General features: G+C 65.5%; 17 protein-coding genes and 1 tRNA gene. 8 read left to right on the plus strand and 10 right to left on the minus strand.

Annotated features, from left to right (window positions below; translation table 11 throughout):
* The first annotated feature begins 119 nt into the window (after positions 1-119).
* From SH584_RS06310 to SH584_RS06335, 6 genes are read left to right on the plus strand one after another with little or no spacing between them, the layout of a single operon-like run.
* On the plus strand, positions 120-2,186 hold the full coding sequence (locus SH584_RS06310) for a S9 family peptidase (protein ID WP_324809500.1): 2,067 nt from the start codon (positions 120-122) through the stop codon (positions 2,184-2,186).
* Positions 2,183-2,593, plus strand: coding sequence for an acyl-CoA thioesterase (locus SH584_RS06315; RefSeq protein ID WP_324805629.1), 411 nt, complete (start codon positions 2,183-2,185; stop codon positions 2,591-2,593). Before SH584_RS06310 ends, SH584_RS06315 begins: the two co-directional genes overlap by 4 nt.
* A 10-nt stretch (positions 2,594-2,603) precedes the next feature.
* Entirely contained in the window at positions 2,604-3,254 is a 651-nt protein-coding gene (maiA, locus tag SH584_RS06320; RefSeq protein WP_324805631.1) for a maleylacetoacetate isomerase, read from the plus strand.
* A 44-nt stretch (positions 3,255-3,298) separates the two neighbouring features.
* Positions 3,299-4,066, plus strand: a complete 768-nt coding sequence (locus tag SH584_RS06325; RefSeq protein WP_324809501.1) for a class II aldolase/adducin family protein — start codon at positions 3,299-3,301, stop codon at positions 4,064-4,066.
* The gene (locus SH584_RS06330; RefSeq protein WP_324805633.1) at positions 4,066-4,587 is read left to right on the plus strand and encodes a hypothetical protein; all 522 of its coding nucleotides are present in this window, start codon (positions 4,066-4,068) and stop codon (positions 4,585-4,587) included. Before SH584_RS06325 ends, SH584_RS06330 begins: the two co-directional genes overlap by 1 nt.
* On the plus strand, positions 4,587-5,039 hold the full coding sequence (locus SH584_RS06335) for a DUF421 domain-containing protein (RefSeq protein WP_324805635.1): 453 nt from the start codon (positions 4,587-4,589) through the stop codon (positions 5,037-5,039). Before SH584_RS06330 ends, SH584_RS06335 begins: the two co-directional genes overlap by 1 nt.
* A 32-nt stretch (positions 5,040-5,071) precedes the next feature.
* On the opposite strand, the gene SH584_RS06340 is transcribed toward SH584_RS06335, so the two are convergent.
* From SH584_RS06340 to SH584_RS06350, 3 genes are all read right to left on the minus strand, one after another.
* Positions 5,072-5,148: transfer RNA gene (locus tag SH584_RS06340), tRNA-Pro, on the minus strand.
* A 115-nt stretch (positions 5,149-5,263) separates the two neighbouring features.
* On the minus strand, positions 5,264-6,571 hold the full coding sequence (locus tag SH584_RS06345; RefSeq protein ID WP_324809503.1) for an FAD-dependent oxidoreductase: 1,308 nt from the start codon (positions 6,569-6,571) through the stop codon (positions 5,264-5,266).
* A gap of 66 nt (positions 6,572-6,637) precedes the next feature.
* The gene (locus SH584_RS06350) at positions 6,638-6,961 is read right to left on the minus strand and encodes a polyhydroxyalkanoic acid system family protein (protein ID WP_322842027.1); all 324 of its coding nucleotides are present in this window, start codon (positions 6,959-6,961) and stop codon (positions 6,638-6,640) included.
* Positions 6,962-7,021: 60 nt separating this feature from the next.
* Here SH584_RS06350 and SH584_RS06355 point away from each other — a divergent pair, with 60 nt between their 5' ends.
* Positions 7,022-7,780: a hypothetical protein gene (locus tag SH584_RS06355; protein ID WP_324805638.1), complete on the plus strand. Its 759-nt coding sequence runs from the start codon at positions 7,022-7,024 to the stop codon at positions 7,778-7,780.
* Between the two features lie 57 nt (positions 7,781-7,837).
* A complete protein-coding gene (gene clpB / locus SH584_RS06360; protein WP_324805640.1) occupies positions 7,838-10,417 on the plus strand; it encodes an ATP-dependent chaperone ClpB in 2,580 nt (859 codons plus the stop codon).
* Here clpB and SH584_RS06365 read toward each other — a convergent pair.
* The 7 genes from SH584_RS06365 to SH584_RS06395 form a co-directional block, all read right to left on the minus strand.
* Positions 10,414-11,076: a Fe2+-dependent dioxygenase gene (locus SH584_RS06365; protein WP_324805642.1), complete on the minus strand. Its 663-nt coding sequence runs from the start codon at positions 11,074-11,076 to the stop codon at positions 10,414-10,416. The genes clpB and SH584_RS06365 overlap by 4 nt on opposite strands.
* Entirely contained in the window at positions 11,076-12,086 is a 1,011-nt protein-coding gene (locus SH584_RS06370; protein WP_324805644.1) for a hypothetical protein, read from the minus strand. Before SH584_RS06370 ends, SH584_RS06365 begins: the two co-directional genes overlap by 1 nt.
* Positions 12,087-12,124: 38 nt before the next feature.
* The gene (locus tag SH584_RS06375; RefSeq protein WP_324805646.1) at positions 12,125-12,385 is read right to left on the minus strand and encodes a hypothetical protein; all 261 of its coding nucleotides are present in this window, start codon (positions 12,383-12,385) and stop codon (positions 12,125-12,127) included.
* 34 nt (positions 12,386-12,419) lie between these two features.
* Positions 12,420-12,680, minus strand: coding sequence for a hypothetical protein (locus SH584_RS06380; RefSeq protein ID WP_324805648.1), 261 nt, complete (start codon positions 12,678-12,680; stop codon positions 12,420-12,422).
* Positions 12,681-12,765: 85 nt separating this feature from the next.
* Positions 12,766-14,391, minus strand: a complete 1,626-nt coding sequence (locus SH584_RS06385) for a tetratricopeptide repeat-containing sulfotransferase family protein (RefSeq protein ID WP_324805650.1) — start codon at positions 14,389-14,391, stop codon at positions 12,766-12,768.
* Positions 14,388-15,872: a 2OG-Fe(II) oxygenase family protein gene (locus tag SH584_RS06390; RefSeq protein WP_324805652.1), complete on the minus strand. Its 1,485-nt coding sequence runs from the start codon at positions 15,870-15,872 to the stop codon at positions 14,388-14,390. The genes SH584_RS06385 and SH584_RS06390 overlap by 4 nt, the downstream gene beginning before the upstream one ends.
* On the minus strand, positions 15,869-17,020 hold the full coding sequence (locus SH584_RS06395) for an aspartyl/asparaginyl beta-hydroxylase domain-containing protein (protein WP_324805654.1): 1,152 nt from the start codon (positions 17,018-17,020) through the stop codon (positions 15,869-15,871). Before SH584_RS06395 ends, SH584_RS06390 begins: the two co-directional genes overlap by 4 nt.
* Between the last annotated feature and the right edge of the window lie 85 nt (positions 17,021-17,105).

Genomic DNA, 17,105 nt, shown 5'->3' on the forward strand with positions numbered 1-17,105 from the left:
TTGCGCTGGACGCGACGCCCGCCGCTTGCTTCACTCTTGCCATGACCCAGCGCATCCTTGCCATGGCGCTTGCCGCCACCATCTTGGCCCCTTCCCCCGCCCTTGCCCAGAAAGCGACCATGACCGCGACGACCAGCCTGCCTGCGCCCCCGCGTGCCGAAGCCCGCCCCTATAGTTACGAGCGGCACGGCATCCGCGTTGAGGACTCCTACGCATGGCTGCGCGACAAGGGATATCCCAAGGTCGATGACAAGGACGTGCTCGATTATCTGAAGGCCGAGAACGCCTATTTCGAAACCGCGATGAAGCCGCACGCCGCGCTGACCGAAACGATGTTCCAGGAAATGAAGGGCCGCGTGAAGGAGGACGACAGCTCGGTCCCCTTGAAGGATGGCGACTGGCTCTACTGGTCCGCGTTCAAGCCCGGCACGCAGTATCGCGACTGGTATCGCAAGCCCGTCGCGGGCGGCGCCGAGACGCTGATCTACAGCGAAAACAAGGAAGCCGAGGGCAAGGAATATTACCGCCTCGGCGCCTTCTCGGTCAGCCCCGACGGCAAGCGGCTCGCGACCCTGGTCGACGATGACGGGTCGGAGCGGTTCAAGCTGGTCGTTCGCGACCTCGTCAGTGGCAAGGTGCTGGAAACCGTGACCGAAGTCGGCATTGGCGAGCCGGTGTGGACCAGCGATTCCAAGGGCCTCGTCTTCACCGAGGTCAACGACCAGTGGCGCAGCTATCGCGCGCGTTATCATGTCGTCGGTCGCCCGGTCGCCGAGACCAAGACGCTGTTCGAAGAAAAGGACGACATCGCCTTTTCGGTCGGGGTCGGCCGCACCACCGACAACAGCCTGATCGTGATATCGACCGGCAACAATTCGTCGAACGAAATCCGGCTGGTCCCCGCCAACAGGCCCGACGCGCCGCAGAAGCTGGTCCGCCCACGCAAGGCCGACGTCCAGTATGAGATCGATGCCGCCCACGGGAAGCTGTGGATCCTCAGCAACGACGAGCACGTCAATTTCCGCGTTGCCTCCGCCGATCCCGCCAAGCCCGAGGCGTGGACGACGGTCATTCCCGGCAGCGACCGCACCTATCTTCGCGGCGTCACCTCGCACCGCGATCACCTGCTGGTCAGCAGTCGCGTCGACGGCCTCGATCAGCTCGTGCTGCGCGATTACGCCAGCGGCAAGGAAGAGCGCGTGCCGTTCGCCGAGGCCAGCTACACCGCGAGTTTCGCGGGAAACCCCGACTATGCGCCCGCCGCCTACCGGCTGAGCTACTCGTCGATGGTAACCCCCGGGACGGTCTACGACTATGACCCGAAGACGAAGAAACTCGCCACGCTGAAGGTTCAGGAAATCCCGTCGGGATACGACGCGTCGGCCTATGTCACCGAACGGCTGATGATCCCGTCGCGCGACGGCAAGCAGATCCCGGTTTCGGTGGTTCGCCGCAAGGACATGAAGAAGGACGGATCGGGCAAGCTGTTTGTCTACGGCTACGGCGCCTACGGCTATGCCATCCCGCCCAGCTTCTCGACCAGCCGCCTCAGCCTCGTCGATCGCGGCTTCGCCTTTGCTATCGCGCACATCCGCGGCGGCGACGACTTGGGCTACCAGTGGTTCCTCGACGGGAAGCTAAAGGCGCGCACCAACACTTTCAACGATTTCGTCGACGTCACTCGTGGCCTGATTGCGCAAGGCTACGCCAAGCCCGGCCGCGTCGCCGCGCAGGGCGGATCGGCCGGCGGCGAGTTGATGGGCGCGGTCGTCAACCAGGCCCCCGAACTGTTTGGCGCGGTCGTCGCCGACGTACCGTTCGTAGACGTGCTCAACACGATGCTCGACGACACGCTGCCGCTCACCCCGGGCGAGTGGACCGAATGGGGCAACCCGATCAAGGACAAGGCGGCGTTTGAGCTTCTGCGCAGCTACAGCCCCTACGACAACGTCACCGCCAAAGCCTATCCGCCGATGCTGATCACGGGCGGCCTCAACGATCCGCGCGTGACCTATTGGGAACCGGCCAAGTGGGCTGCGAAACTGCGCGCCACCAAGACCGACAACAATCTGCTGCTGCTCAAGATCAACATGGGCGCGGGCCACGGCGGCAAGTCGGGCCGCTGGAACGCGCTCCACGAGGTGGCGGAAGCCTACACCTTCGTCGCCACGCAGATCGGCGAGTGAGCGAGCAGCGCCCGGTCTTCACCCATGCCGTGACGGCGCGGCCCGAGCACATCGATGAGCTTGGGCACGTCAACAATGCGGTGTGGGTGCAGTGGATCCAGGAAGTGGCGTTGGCGCACTGGTATTCGGTCGCCGACCCCGCGCACCAGGACGGTTACATCTGGGTCGTGGTGCGGCACGAGATCGACTATCTGCGCGCCGCCTTCGACGGGGAGACGCTAACCGGACGAACGTGGGTTGGCGAGGCGCCGAAGGGTGCGCGGTTCGAACGGCACATGGAGTTCGTCGGCGAGGACGGAAAGGTCCGCGTTCGCGCGACCACGGTATGGGCGATCATCGACAAGGCCGCGGGTCGCCCGATTCGCGTCCCGCCTGAGGTGGTGGCGCCGTTCATGGCCCAAGGCTAAAAGGCCTTCCATGACCCTGCCGATCCTCCACGATTACTGGCGCTCGTCCGCCGCCTACCGAGTCCGTGTCGCGCTCGCGCTCAAGGGCATCGACTATGAACGGCGCACGGTCGACCTTGCCAAGGACGAGCAGAAAAGTGACGCCTATCGCGCGATTAATCCGCAGGGCTTTGTGCCGATGCTGGAGATCGACGGGCACCGCCTGATCCAGAGCTTGGCGATCATCGTCTACCTCGACCAGACCCGCCCCCAGACGCCGCTGATGCCCGCCGACCCGGTCGATGGCGCGCACGTGCGCGGGATGGCGATGGTGATTGCCTGCGACACGCACCCGCTCAACAACCTTCGTGTGCTTCGCTACCTCGACAATGAACTGCGCGTCGGCGAGCCGCGCAAGAACGCCTGGTACGCCCACTGGATTACGGAGGGCTTCCGCGCGCTGGAGGATCTGGCGCGGCCGCGTGCCGGCGACTTCCTGTTCGGCGACCAGCCAAGCATCGCGGACGTCTGCCTCGTCCCACAAATGTACAACGCCCGCCGCTTCGGCGTCCCGGTCGAGGAATTCGATCTGCTCCGCGCGATCGACGAGCGGGCCAATGCCCTGCCCGCCTTTGCCAACGCTCATCCCGAAGCCATCGCCCGCCAGGAGGCCCAGTCATGAACCGCGTCGATTCGATGAACAAGGGGTTCGACCGCGCCTCGCCAATGGCCAGCGTCGACATCCCCAGCCTCGAGGGAAAGGTCAGCGACGAGGAATGGGCGATCCGCGTCGACCTTGCCGCCGCCTATCGGCTTGTCGCGCATTACGGCTGGGACGACCTCATTTTCACCCACCTGTCGGCGCGCATTCCGGGGCCGGAGCATCATTTCCTGCTCAACCCTTATCAATTGATGTTCGAGGAAGTGACCGCGTCCTCGCTGGTCAAGGTCGACGTGCACGGCAATCCGGTCGATCCCACCCCCTTCATCACCAACCCCGCCGGGTTCACCATCCATTCGGCGATCCACATGGCGCGCGACGATGCACAGGCGGTGATGCACCTCCATACGCCCGCCGGGCAGGCGGTGACTGCGCATGAGGACGGGCTGCTGCCGCTGACGCAGACCGCGATGCTGATCCGCGCCGACCTTGCCTTCCACGATTACGAGGGCGTCGCGGTCGACCTCGACGAGCGCGGACGGATCGTCGCTGACCTCGGCAACAAGGGCGGGATGCTGCTTCGCAACCACGGCACGCTCGCGGTCGGCGGCAACGTCGGCGAATGCTTCGTGAAGCTCTATTTCATCGAGCGTGCGTGCGAGGCGCAGATCATGGCGCTGTCCGCGGGCGACAAGGTCAGCATGCCGCCGCAAGGCGCCGCCGAACTCGCCGCCGGACAGGGCGGAACGGGCCTCAAGATGGCAGCCAATTTGCTCGCCTGGCCCGCGCTGAAGCGCAAGGCGTATCGCCTCGATCCGTCGTTCGCGACCTAATGACCGCCCCGGCGCATCCCGACGGGATTGACGAGGTCTCGCGCGAAAGGGGCGGCGTTGCCTGGGTCAGTTGGTTCCGCCTAGCCGCGATCGGCGCGCTCCCGGTCATCGGCTTGCTCGGCTATCTCGGCGGCGCGCCTTCTCCGACGGCAAAGGGCGCCAGCGCTGCGGCGACGATCGAGGTTCATAGTCCCCGCCGCCTCCGCAACGGCATCTTCTTCGAATATCGAATCGCCGTCACGGCGCGACAGCCCGTTGCCGACGCGGTCGTCGCGATCCCGTCGGCACTGTGGCGCGATTTCACCATCAACACGATGATCCCTGCCGCGACCGAGGAGGAATATGTCGATGGCGAATATCGCTTCCACTTCGGTCCGCTCGGCGCCGGAAAGTCGCTCCGTTTCAAGATCGACGGCCAGATCAACCCGCCCCACGTCGGCACCACGCACGCCAGGATCCGATTGCTCGACGGCGAGCGCGAAGTGACCGGCGTCGGGATCAGCCAGACGGTCTTGCCCTGATGGACATCGTCCTTCGTGCCACGGTCATCTTCTTCATCCTGTTCGTGCTGCTTCGCGTGCTCGGCAAGCGGCAGCTTGGGCAGATGACCCCGTTCGAGTTCGTCGCGCTGGTGGTGCTTGGCGATTTCGTGCAGCAGGCGGTGACCCACAACGACTTTTCGATCACCGCCGCGACGCTGGCGGTCGCGACCTTTTCCTTCTGGTCATTGGTGCTGGGCTGGATCAGCTATCGATCGAAAAAGATGCGCCGGGTGCTTGAAGGCGAGCCGCGAGTCCTGATCCGCCAGGGCGAGTTCATCGAAAAAGTGCTCGAACGCGACAAGATCACCCGCGACGAGGTGCTGAGCGAAATGCGCCTCGCCGGAATCGCCCACCTCGCCGAGGTCGAGTGGGGCATCCTGGAGCCCAGCGGCAAGATCAGCTTCCTCAAGCGCGACGGCGATCAGGACTGACCGGCGCCGCGGGAAAGCAGTAAAAATGAAAATGGTCGGGGAGAGAGGATTCGAACCTCCGGCCCCTGCCTCCCGAAGACAGTGCTCTACCAGGCTGAGCTACTCCCCGACCGGGACCGGATGGCGGACCATCCGGTGCAGGAGCGAGGGCCTGTTAGCGGGGGCGTTCCCAAACCGCAAGCATGTCCTGAACTTGTCGAAGGACGACGCGGCCGCCCTCCGCTTCAATGACCTAAAAGACCGAGCCATTCGTCATGCCGCACGATCTTTTCGCGCGGGCTGCCTTCTCGCGCGGCGGCGGCTTCGGCGGCTTCGATCGCACGCCACTCGTCGTAGCTGGTCGACCGATGCCCGCGATCGGCCAGCAATCGGTCGAGCCCCCCGCCACCGGCTTTGCCATCGGCACCCTCGGCAGGGAATAGCGCCGCGATCTGCTCGGCGACTTCATAGCCGTCAGGACGATTGGTGCCGATCGTCCCCGACGGTCCGCGCCGCGCCCAGCCCACAGCATAGAGGCCGTCTGAGATCCGGCCACCTTCGTTGGCAAACTTCCCGCCGCGATCGTCATAGGCCACGCCGTCGATTGGCGGGGTGCGATAGCCGATGCAGCTGACCACCAGCGAGGCCGGGATCGCATAGGTCTCACCGGTGCCGACGCTCTGCCCGGTCTCGTCGAGCGCGGTTCGTTCGACGATGAGTCGCTCCGCCCGCGTGGCACCTTCGATCGCCACGGGACGCGCGAAGAAGTCGAAGTGGATATGCTTGGGCTTGCCCTCGTCGTCATGCGCCGCGAACTCGCGGAGGTGCGCGACCGACTTTCGAGCGCCGGGGTCGAGCGACCCGTCGGCGTCGGGCGGCGGCAGGTCGGCGGCCTCGACCTCGGCCTCGGCGGCGGCGAGATGGCCGAGTTCGCCCAGTTCCTTTGGGGTCATTGCGATCTGGTGCGGGCCGCGCCGGCCGACGATGGTGATGGTGCGGATCGCCGAACCTTCGAGCGCGTCGAGCGCATGCGCCACGATGTCCGAGCCGGCGAACTCCTCGCGAGTCTTCGACAGGATCCGCGCCACGTCGAGCGCGACATTGCCGTTGCCGATCACCGCCGCGGCGTCGCCGTCGAGCGGCGGGTCGAGGTCTGCGAAGTCGGGATGGCCGTTGTACCATCCGACGAACGCCGCCGACCCGATGACGCCAGGCAGTTCTTCACCGGGAATGCCAAGCGATCGGTCGAGCGGCGCACCGGTGGCAAGGATCACCGCGTCGTAGAGTTCGCGAAGTTCGGGGATGGAAACGGTGTCGCCGATCGCGACATTGCCGACGAACCGCACCTGCCCTTCGTCGACGACCTTGTCATAGCGCTTGGCCACCGCCTTGATCGACTGGTGGTCGGGCGCGACGCCGAAGCGGATCAGGCCGTAGGGGACAGGCAGCTTGTCGATGATGTCGATGCGCGCGGAGTCGCCATAGGCCTTGCCCAGCGCCTCGGCGGTGTAGAAGCCCGCCGGTCCCGATCCCACCACCGCGAAATGCCGCATGCCGTGCTCCCGTTCGTGTCCGGCGGCGATGCTAGGCTTGGCGGCCACGGGCGCAAGCCCATCGGTTCAGTCTTTTCGCTTGTCCTCGAGCAGGATGGTGCTGCCTTTCGACTTCAGCATCGCCTCGATCGGCCCCGCGAAAAAGCCGAGCATGCCCGGAAGCACGATGTGGCAGCGGACCTTCGTCTCTTCGACTTCGATGCGCGCATCGACCGACTGGCCCATCGCCTCGACCTTCAGGTTGAGCGTGTCCCCGGTCCATGACGAAGCGACATGGCTTGCCCCGCCGGGGATGTGATCCTTCAGCTTGTGGATGTTGTCGCCCAGCCGGCGCTTGGCTTCGGCCTGGCCGAGATTGTGAGGAAGGTCGACGTCGATGGGGCGCTGCATGGACCCACAGATGCGACCGGCGGCGTTGCTTTTCAATGCCGGGAGGCGTTTGATGGCGTGATGATCCGCCGTTTCTTCTCGTTGTTGACCCTGCTGACGGTCGCCGTCCCGGCGGCCGCTCAGCAGCAGCAATGGTTCAACCCGGCGGCCGAATATATCACGCCGGGACAGGACGAGCCCGGCTATCGTCGCTGGGCCGCGTCGGCGGCGTGGCGACCGGTCTACGTCAAGGCGTTCAACGACTATCTCGTCGCCAACGGCGTCGGCGGAGTCGCACCGACGTGGCAATTGCTGCGCACCGCGACCGACTGGCAGAAATGCGGCGCAGAGCCGTTCGAGGTGCCGCCGAGCTATGCGTGGCCGAACATCGTCGCGGCGCTGCGCTACATCGGCGCCTACATCGTTCCGGCGATGGGACCGGTCGAGCCCGTTTCCGTTTACCGCAATCCTGCGCTCAACGTCTGCGCCGGGGGTGCCGCGACCAGCACGCACAAGGACATGGGCGCGGTCGACATGGTGCCGCTCCGCCCGGTGCATCGCGAGACGCTGATGAGCGGTCTTTGCGCCATCTATTCGACAACGGCGGAACCGAACCACATCGGCCTCGGCTTTTACAAGGGGCTGCGGTTTCACATCGATGCCCGCAAATATCGCGAGTGGGGCACGCAGGGCCGACGCGGAGGGTACGGCTGCACCGCAGTGCTGGCCGAAGGGGCGGCGAGCTTCAATCCATTACCGACGGCCGCTGCGGCGCCGAGCCCCGCCGGGTCGCCGCGAGTGGTGCGGATGCCGGTCGATCCGCTCGCGCCGCAGCGCTAGACCCCTTGTGTTGCCGGGGTAACACACCACATCGCCACCATCGACGAGGGGTAAACGATGGATCTTGAGAAACTGACCGACCGCGCGCGCGGGTTCCTCCAGGCGGCACAAACGATCGCCGGACGCGAGCATCACCAGCGGATCACGCCGGGCCATTACGTCAAGGCGCTGCTCGACGACGAGCAGGGGATGGCGGTCGGCCTGATCAATGCGGCGGGGGCCGACGGACAGGCCGCGCGGCGCGAAGTCGATGCGCTGGTCGCGCGCCAGCCGGCGGTGACCGGCACCGGCGCCACGTCCGCGCCAGCAATCGACGGCGACCTCATCCGCCTGCTCGACCAGGCGCAGGCGATCGCGACCAAGGCAGGCGACACCTACGTCACCGTCGAGCGAATCCTGCTTGCCGCCGCGCTGTCGAAGGGCAGCGAGGTCGCGGAGGCGCTTGGCCGATCGGGCCTGACTCCGCAAAATCTCAACGCCGCGATCGAAAAGCTTCGCCAGGGCCGCTCGGCCGACACGCAGGGCGCCGAGGACCGCTACGATGCGCTCAAGAAATATGCCCGCGACCTGACGCAGGCGGCGGAGGACGGCAAGCTCGACCCGGTCATCGGCCGCGACGAGGAAATACGCCGCACCATCCAGGTGCTCGCGCGCCGGACGAAGAACAATCCGGTGCTGATCGGGGAGCCCGGCGTCGGCAAGACCGCGATCGCCGAGGGTCTCGCGCTGCGCATCGCCAATGGCGACGTTCCCGACGGCCTCAAGGACCGCAAGCTGCTGTCGCTCGACATGGGCGCTCTTATCGCCGGCGCGAAATATCGCGGCGAGTTCGAGGAACGGCTGAAAGGCGTGATCGACGAGGTTCGCCAATCGGCGGGACAAATCATCCTGTTCATCGACGAGATGCACATGATCGTCGGCGCCGGAAAGACCGAAGGGTCGATGGATGCCGGCAATTTGCTCAAGCCGGCATTGTCGCGCGGCGAGTTGCACGTCATCGGCGCGACCACGCTCGACGAATATCGCAAGCATGTTGAAAAGGATGCCGCGCTCGAACGTCGATTCCAGCCGGTGTTTGTCGGTGAGCCGACCGTTCCGGACACCATCTCGATCCTTCGCGGGCTGAAGGAAAAGTATGAGCTTCACCACGGCGTGCGCATCACCGACGCGGCGCTGGTCGCAGCGGCGACGCTGAGCAATCGCTACATTTCCGATCGCTTCCTGCCCGACAAGGCGATCGACCTCATGGACGAGGCCGCGTCGCGCCTGCGGATGGAAGTCGAATCGAAGCCCGAGGAGATCGAGAATCTCGATCGCCGCATCATCCAGCTGAAGATCGAGCGCGAAGCGCTCAAGAAGGAGAGCGACGCCGCCTCGAAGGATCGACTCGGCACGCTCGAAGGCGAACTTGCCAACCTCGAACAACAGTCAACTGAACTGACCACGCGCTGGCAGGCCGAAAAGGAAAAGATCGGCGCCGAGGCCGAGCTGAAAGGCCAGTTGGACGCCGCCCGGATCGAACTGGAGCAGGCGCAGCGCGCCGGGGATCTCGCCAAGGCCGGCGAGCTTCAATATGGGCGCATTCCCGAGCTTGAGAAAAAGCTGGCCGACGCCGCAGCCGCGTCCAAGGGCGCCATGCTTCGCGAGGAAGTCACTGACCAGGACATCGCCTCCGTCGTCAGCCGTTGGACCGGCGTTCCCGTCGAACGGATGATGGAAGGCGAGCGCGAGAAGCTGCTGAGCATGGAGCAGGCGATCGGCGCGCGCGTCATCGGGCAGGATCAGGCGGTCAAGGCCGTCAGCGCCGCGGTCCGCCGCGCCCGCGCCGGTCTTCAGGATTCCAACCGCCCGCTCGGCTCCTTCTTGTTCCTCGGACCGACAGGCGTCGGCAAGACCGAGCTGACCAAGGCGCTCGCCCAATTCCTGTTCGACGATTCGACCGCGATGGTCCGCATCGACATGTCCGAATTCATGGAAAAGCATGCCGTGTCTCGGCTGATCGGCGCGCCGCCGGGCTATGTTGGTTATGAGGAAGGCGGCGTGCTGACCGAGGCGGTCCGGCGGCGCCCCTATCAGGTCGTGCTGTTCGACGAGGTCGAAAAGGCGCACGGCGATGTCTTTAACATCCTGTTGCAGGTGCTCGACGACGGCCGCCTGACCGACGGCCAAGGCCGCACGGTCGACTTCACCAACACCATCATCATCCTGACCTCAAACCTCGGCAGCCAGTATCTCGCTTCACTCGGCGAGGACGAGAATGCATCGAACGTCGAAGCGCAAGTGATGGAGGTCGTGCGCGGTCATTTCCGCCCCGAATTCCTCAATCGCCTCGACGAGATCATCCTGTTCCACCGGCTGTCGGCAAGCCACATGGGCCCGATCGTCGACATCCAGATTCAGCGGCTGCAGTCGCTGCTGCAGGATCGCAAGATTGGGTTGGAATTGACCGACGCGGCGCGCGCGTGGCTCGGACGGGTGGGCTACGATCCCGTTTATGGAGCACGGCCGCTCAAGCGTGCGGTGCAGAAGTATCTCCAAGACCCGCTCGCCGACGAGATTCTCGCCGGCCGCGTGCACGATGGATCGACGGTGAAGGTGGACGAGGGCGACGGCGGACTGGTGCTGACCGCCGCCTAGGGCCGCTCCGCCCAGTGGCGCAGCAGCCGCTGCTGGACCAGTTGCAGCCGCGAGTAATTCTCCGGCTGCATCGACAGGCCCTCAAGCGCGGCGACCTCGTTCAGGTCGAATAGCAGGTTGCGGCGGAACGGATCGGCGATCTGGCTTTCGATGAAGCTGATCGCCACCAACCGCTCGCCGCGCGTGACAGGCTCAACCTCGTGGAAGGTGTCCGACGGGTAGATGATCGCTTCGCCCGGCTGCAGCCGAAAGCGCAGGCTGGCATCGCCGAGCATCACGTGCAGCGCGCCACCGTCGTAGTCGGACGGGTCGCTCAGAAAGACCGTGCAGCTGAGGTCGCTCCGCACCACCGTCTGCCCGACATTGAGGAAGGCAGCATCCGCATGCAGGCCGTAATGCATGCCCGGCTGGTACCGCGTCAGCATTGGCGGCGCGATCCGCAGCGGAAAGGCGAACTCGCGAAACTCCTCGCTTCGCGCAAACGCACGCAGCAGCAGTTGCGAACTCGCCTGCCCCGCCTCCGCATCATGAAGCTGCTGGTTGTTCTTGGCCTTGTTGTGCGGGTTGGACGCGCGACCGTCGATGAATTGGGTGCGCGCGGCAATCCGGCGGCATTTGGCGATTTCGCCGGCGTCGAGGAGGGAAAGGATCCGGTACATCAGGCGCCTTGTGTGCGGCCAAGTGCGCGCTTCAGCAAGGGTGCGTTGAGGGCAGTCTCCTCAAGCATCGCCAGCGCCGCATCGATGTCCCTCGCATGGGCGCGCCCGGCTTCGGCAAGAAGGTCGGCGCGGAGCGCAGGAGTGTAATCATACTCCATCGCCTTGGAGTAGCGGCGCATCACCGGTCCAGCGAGCGCGTCATCGATTTCCACGTCGGTCAAAGCCAGCTTCAAATGCTTGACCGCGTTCGCCAGCTCTTCCTTTGGCGCCTCCAGAAAGCGGTCGAAGTCGAGCCACTGCACGCGCTCGCGCCCGATCGCGTCCTCGGAAGCCTCCAGCCCGGTCATCTCGCACGCCCAGGCGATCGCCGCGAGCTGTGCATCCGATGTCCGGTCAGGCGCACAATGGATGCCGCGTGTCGACAGTCGCCGCCGCCGATCGGCATCGAGCGTTCGCAATTCCTGCACCGAGTTCGGCCCGGCGAGGATCGTGCATATGTAGGATCGCGCCGACGCCAGCATGAAGAGCGCGGGCATGTCCGGGCCGACCAGGAGAGGCGCCGCCTCGCTGACGAAGCTGGTCGCCTTGACGACCGTCGCCTGCTCTGGCGCGAAACTACGTCCGGCCAACCTTGAAAGGCTGTCGGCAAGAGCTCGCCGCTCACTCTCCGGCGAGGCCAGCAGGTCGCGCAAGGCGCGCGGCTCTCGGACCGATAGGACTTCTCCCCCTTCGCCAAGCAGGCGAGCGACCAAGGTCGAGCCGACATGTCCAATGTGGAAAATCCAGCGCGCATTCGATGGGAACAGCGCCCCCGCGTCGACGACCTCTCCTAACGCGACGAGACGCGCCTCGGTCGTGGGCGACAGCATCCGGTCGTCGAGAAAGCTCGCCTGCCGATATCCCTCGACATCGAGCCGAACCAGCCGAGCCAAGCCTGCCGAAGGATCGATTGCCTGAACCAGCCACGAGGCATCGGCGGCGAAATTTTCAGGCAGGGGAAGCGGAGTCATGCCGCCGTCCTACCGGGCCGCGACACGACTGCAACCGCCTATTGCTGGTTGATGATCCCGACGTTCTTCTGAGCCCGCTCGACATCGTTCCGATGATCGGTTTTCTGCGCGGCCCATTCCGCCGACGTCATGCAAACGCGCTTCGACGCGAGGCGCGATCCGGTCTCCGTGATCCGCTCGCAAATCTTTTCGTTCGGATCCTTGGACACGCGCGGCCGCGACGTTTCAATCGAACTCACCTGCGCCAACGCCGGAACGGTAATCGCCACGGCGGCGACAAATGTAACTGCCTTGAACATGCGTAAGTCCCTTCGATGCGCGGAGAGCCTTGGCTCAGCCGCCGTTCTTGATACCGACGTTCTGCTGCGCACGCTCGATGTCGGTGCGGTGGCTGTTGCGCTGCGCTTCCCACTGGGCCGCGGTCATGCAGACCTTCTTGGACGACAGGCGCGAACCGGTCTCGGCGATGCGCTCGCAAATCTGTGCGTTGGGATCCTTGGCGGGCTTGGCAGGCTTCGCGTCGGCCGGCGCGACCTGCGCCAGTGCCGGGACAGCAAACGCCGCACCGGCGAGGAGAGTAAGCGATTTCAACATGTTCTTGAATCCCGCAGAAACAAAACAGGCTTCCGGTTAACAGATTGAAGCCAGCAACTCGACTCTGTTTTCGATGAATGGCGGACTAAAGGGTATAGCCGAAGTGCCGCACCCACGGTTCGAGCGTCGGGAGCACCGACCTCATTTCTTCGCGATAGTGGCGCCAGCGGCCGTTCGACCGCGAATAGAGCGGTTCGACGACCTGCGCATGGCTTGCGGTTGCGATCATTCCCCGCTTCGCGGCGATCGTGCGATGGTCGAGCATGGCCGGATCGAACGCGGTCCCGGCAAATTCGGCGATCGATCGCAATACTGGCTCAGGATGATCGATGAGGTCTTCGTACCGCACGTCGAGGACGTTGAGGCCCAGGACCGTGCGGGCCTCGGTCCACAAGGTCATGACGGCATCGTAGCAGGCGGCCGCGTCGTTCAGGGTCAGGAACGTTGCCATCGCCCAGTTCAGCTTGAACCGGGTTGCGAAGCAGCTCCACACCACGTCGCACGGATGTCGCAAGGCGAAGAGATATTTCGCGTCCGGAAACATGGCTTGGATCAAGGGCGCCCGAGATCCGCCAAGCGGCTGCTTGTCGACCTGAAGTCGGCCGGGATATCGCGCCTCTGCGCCCAGCGCCCGCCAGTAGGCGGCCCGGCGATCCTCAATATTCCCGCCCGCCTGTTCGGCAGCATCGAGAAAACCGCGCTCCTCGTGAACCTCAAGCTCGGACGATCCCATCAAGAAGGTGTCGAGCAGCGTTGTCCCGGAGCGCGGGAAGCCCAGCAGGAAAAGCGGCGAAGCGCGGCTATCGTCGGGCGCCACCTCGGGACGGTCCGACGATAATTTCCGTCGGCGGTCGGCAAGGTCGGTGAGGTAACGATGAGCTCCCGCCTCGGCATCGGGCTCATTGCGCCGGTCGGCGTCGTTCATCGCAGCAAAGGCATCCGCGGCGCGTCGATAGTCGCCAACCCGCTCGGCCAACTCGCCGATCAATTGATGATAGGTTCCCTCCGGCAACGCGGACCGCGCCCGCTCCGCCGCTTCGAGCGCGGCCGCGAAGTCTTTCTTCTCACGCATCGCAAGAGCGTCGCCAAGCGCAATAAGGTCGTCCGAAGCGCCTGCGGAACGCGCATCGGCCATGACCTGGTCAAGCATACTCTCGCGATTGAGCGCCATCGCGAGCCCGGCAATCCCCAGCAGCGCGTCGCGGTCGGCGGGGTGAGTGGTCAGGACCTCGCAATAGCGCTGCTCCGCCGCCTCAAGGCGCTCGGCCTCCGCCAATGCGCGAGCGGCCGCGACGCCTGTGCGTGCGTCGCCCGGATGACGATCGGCCAGCTGGTCGAGCCGGTCGGCGGCACCGGCCAAATCCCCGATGGCGTGCCGGGCGGCCGCGCCAAGATGGAGCCATTCGTCGCCCATCGGCCCGTCCACCGCCCGTCGGTCGATCGCCGCGAGCACATTCGCCTCGCCGCGCTGCATCAGGATCCGCGCGAGGCTGATCCAGGCGGGCTCATAATCGGGCGCGGCCCGCGTGGCCCGTTCGAAGCAACGCGTGGCCTCGTCGACCTGCCCCGCCTTCGCTTCGATCATTCCGAGCATGTGCAGCATCGTCGCGTCATCAGTTTGCGCGGCAATCGCGTCGCGGAGGATCGCCCGGGCCTTGGCAACATCCCCGGCGCGATGCGCCTCCATGGCGCGATCGAGTGCCGCGCTCATTCCAGAACGGCGACGTCGAATGCGACCGTCAGTCGCTCACCATCCGCAAACGGGCGCGTTCCGTGCCACATGGTGGACGGGAAGAGGGCAAGCCGACCCGGCTTCGGCTCGATCATTGCATAAGGTTCGCCCGTGAACCCGAGCTTCGGCTGCGGTCCGCCCAGCGTCAGATATCCCGCGCGGTCCTCGCCGAGATCGTCGGGAAGCGCGATGTAGAGCGCGGAACTGATCCACCCCATCGGGTGGACATGGTCGCTATGCCGACCGCCCGAGGTCAGCCGAACCGACCAGGCGCCCGAAAATTCGATCGGCGACCGCTTCGGTCCCAGCAACGGATGGCGCTCGTCGTGCTTGGGCAAGCCCGCGACATGCTCGGCGACCACGCTGCGGATCGCCTCGCGCATCGCGACGATGTCGGGATCGATGTGATGAAACAGGTTGCCGTCGGTCTGGGTCCCGCCGCGCACCGATTGTTCGAGCGGCTGCCCCAGCGTCGTATGAAGCGCGCGCAGTTTCTGCGCGAGACGGTCGAGCGAGGGCAGCCGATCGGCGATATCGTACACCCCCGTGAACCGCGCATCTCCTTCGAGCCACTTCCATCGCTCGTCGCCGAGCGTTCGCCATGCCAGCGACGCATAGGGCCAGAAGTGCCGCGCATCGGCGTGGGTCAGCCACGGCTCGATCCGACGAGCCGCCGCGTCGGTCTTCCCCGTCCGAAGTAGGTGACGAATGTAGCGGATCGCGACGCTGCTGTCCTCGATCTCGCCCAGCGCTTCGAACATCGCCCCGGCCCGACCGTCCTCCCCCATTTCGTCGAGCGCGATCGCCTCGTTCACATCAAACAGACGGTGCTTTCCGATCGCGCGACGACCCTCCGCGATCACTGCGATCAGGCGCGGCCAGTGCTCGGCGTGGAGGAGGGATAGGATCTGGTCCCGGCGCAGGGCGAAGTCGGTCGGATGCGCCGCCAGCGCGGCATCGAAATTGTCGGTGAAGCCTTCGCGCTCACCATTGGCCCATCGCAGGTCGCTCAGCAGTTTCTGCCCAATCACCCATTGCGGGGATCGGGCGACAATCTGGCGAAGGCCGGCGATCGCCGATTCGCCTTGTCCCGCCGCCAGAAAGGCGGCCGCCATGCCGATGATGATCTCCCCGTCCCCGGGCGCGATCTGCAGCGCGCGGGCATAGGCATCGACGCTGGGCAGACCGGCTTCGAACAGCGTGCGCGCAAGACCGTGGGCGATTCGGGCATTGGTCGGCGCCAGTTGCAGCGCGCGTTCCAGCGAAGGGATGGCAAGCTCGCGCCGGTCATACTGGCGCTGTATCAACCCGTGGAGATGCCAGGGCCTGAAATCGGCCGGCGACGCCCGCATCGCGCGTTGGAGCGGTTCGATCATCGACGCAGCGCGCGGAGTGTCGAGCGCGGCGAGCGCTTCGCGAACGATCGTGTCGCTATCACTGCCCATCATCACTGCCGTCACAGACCGGCAAACCCGACGCCTGCGCGCGCGATGATCCGCGCCACCGCGGCCCGTTCCGCGGAACCAAGCGCCGGCGGCCACAGGTCCAGGATCATCACCACGCGCAACTCGTCGCTGTCATTCCACGCCTCGTGCTCGATCGTGTCGTCGAACACGAACGCCTCGCCCGGGCGCCATTCGCGCGTCGTCGCACCGACGCGAAAACCGCAGTGCGGCGGAACGATCAGCGGCAGATGGCACACCAGTCGCGTGTTCGCGACGCCGGTGTGCGCGGGAATGCGCGTGCGCGGCGCGAGCATCGAGAACATGGCGTTGGGCGAGGCGCCAAGAACATCGGGCTGCGGAAGCGCCGCCAGCAAAGCCATCGTCGCTGGGCAATGACGCGCATTGCGATCGATCGTCCGGCCGTTCTGGATAAGGTGCAGCGCACTCCAGTCGCGGTTGTGGTTGAGCGCCTCCCATTGGCGAAGCGGCACCCGGTCGGGATATTGGATGTAGGGCACCATCGCCGCCGCCTCGGCCTCCAGCAGCGTCTGGAATTCGTCGCGAATGGTCGCGGTGGCAGCCTCGAGCTTGTCCAGGAACGGAAAGTCCGCGCGGTCGTGAAATTCCCGCTCCGGCAGGCCCGGAAAGTGGAAGTGGCTCGGCTCCTGGTGGAAGACCTGCGTGGTGCGAGCATGGTTGGTGACGAAGCGCGTCAAGCGTTCTCGCTGCTCGGGCGATGCGGCCTCGCCGATCTCGGCCATCAAACCGACGGTCAACGCGTCGGCGTGGCTCGCGGCCCGATCCTTCGCGCGCTGGAAAACCGGACGCATCGCCGGCGGCATTTCCGACTCTTCAGGCGCCTGTGCGACGGCATGACCGAACGCCTCGCCAGCGCGCGCATCGCCCAGCCGGTCGAGCAGCATCGCCCTTGCCAGCAAAAGAGAAAAGTCGAGCGGCTGAAGCGCAAGCCCGCGATCCGTCGCGGCCAGTGCGCCGGGGAGGTCGCCGGACGCCCGACGCATCGCCGATAATTTGGTCCACAGCATGAACTGGCCGGGATCGCTCTCCGTCGCCTGCTCCAACAGGCGTGCCGCCCCGGCGACGTCGCCCATGGAAGCTGCCCGGTCGGCGTCCTGCTCGATGCTGGAAACGGCGTTGCTCATCGCGGCTCACCATGCCGCGCCTTTGCACAAAAGAAAACGGCGGACCTCCGAGGAGGCCCGCCGCAATCTTTTGGTCGAGTGCCGA

The organism is Sphingomonas sp. LY29 (genome assembly GCF_035593985.1).
Taxonomy (GTDB): domain Bacteria; phylum Pseudomonadota; class Alphaproteobacteria; order Sphingomonadales; family Sphingomonadaceae; genus Sphingomicrobium.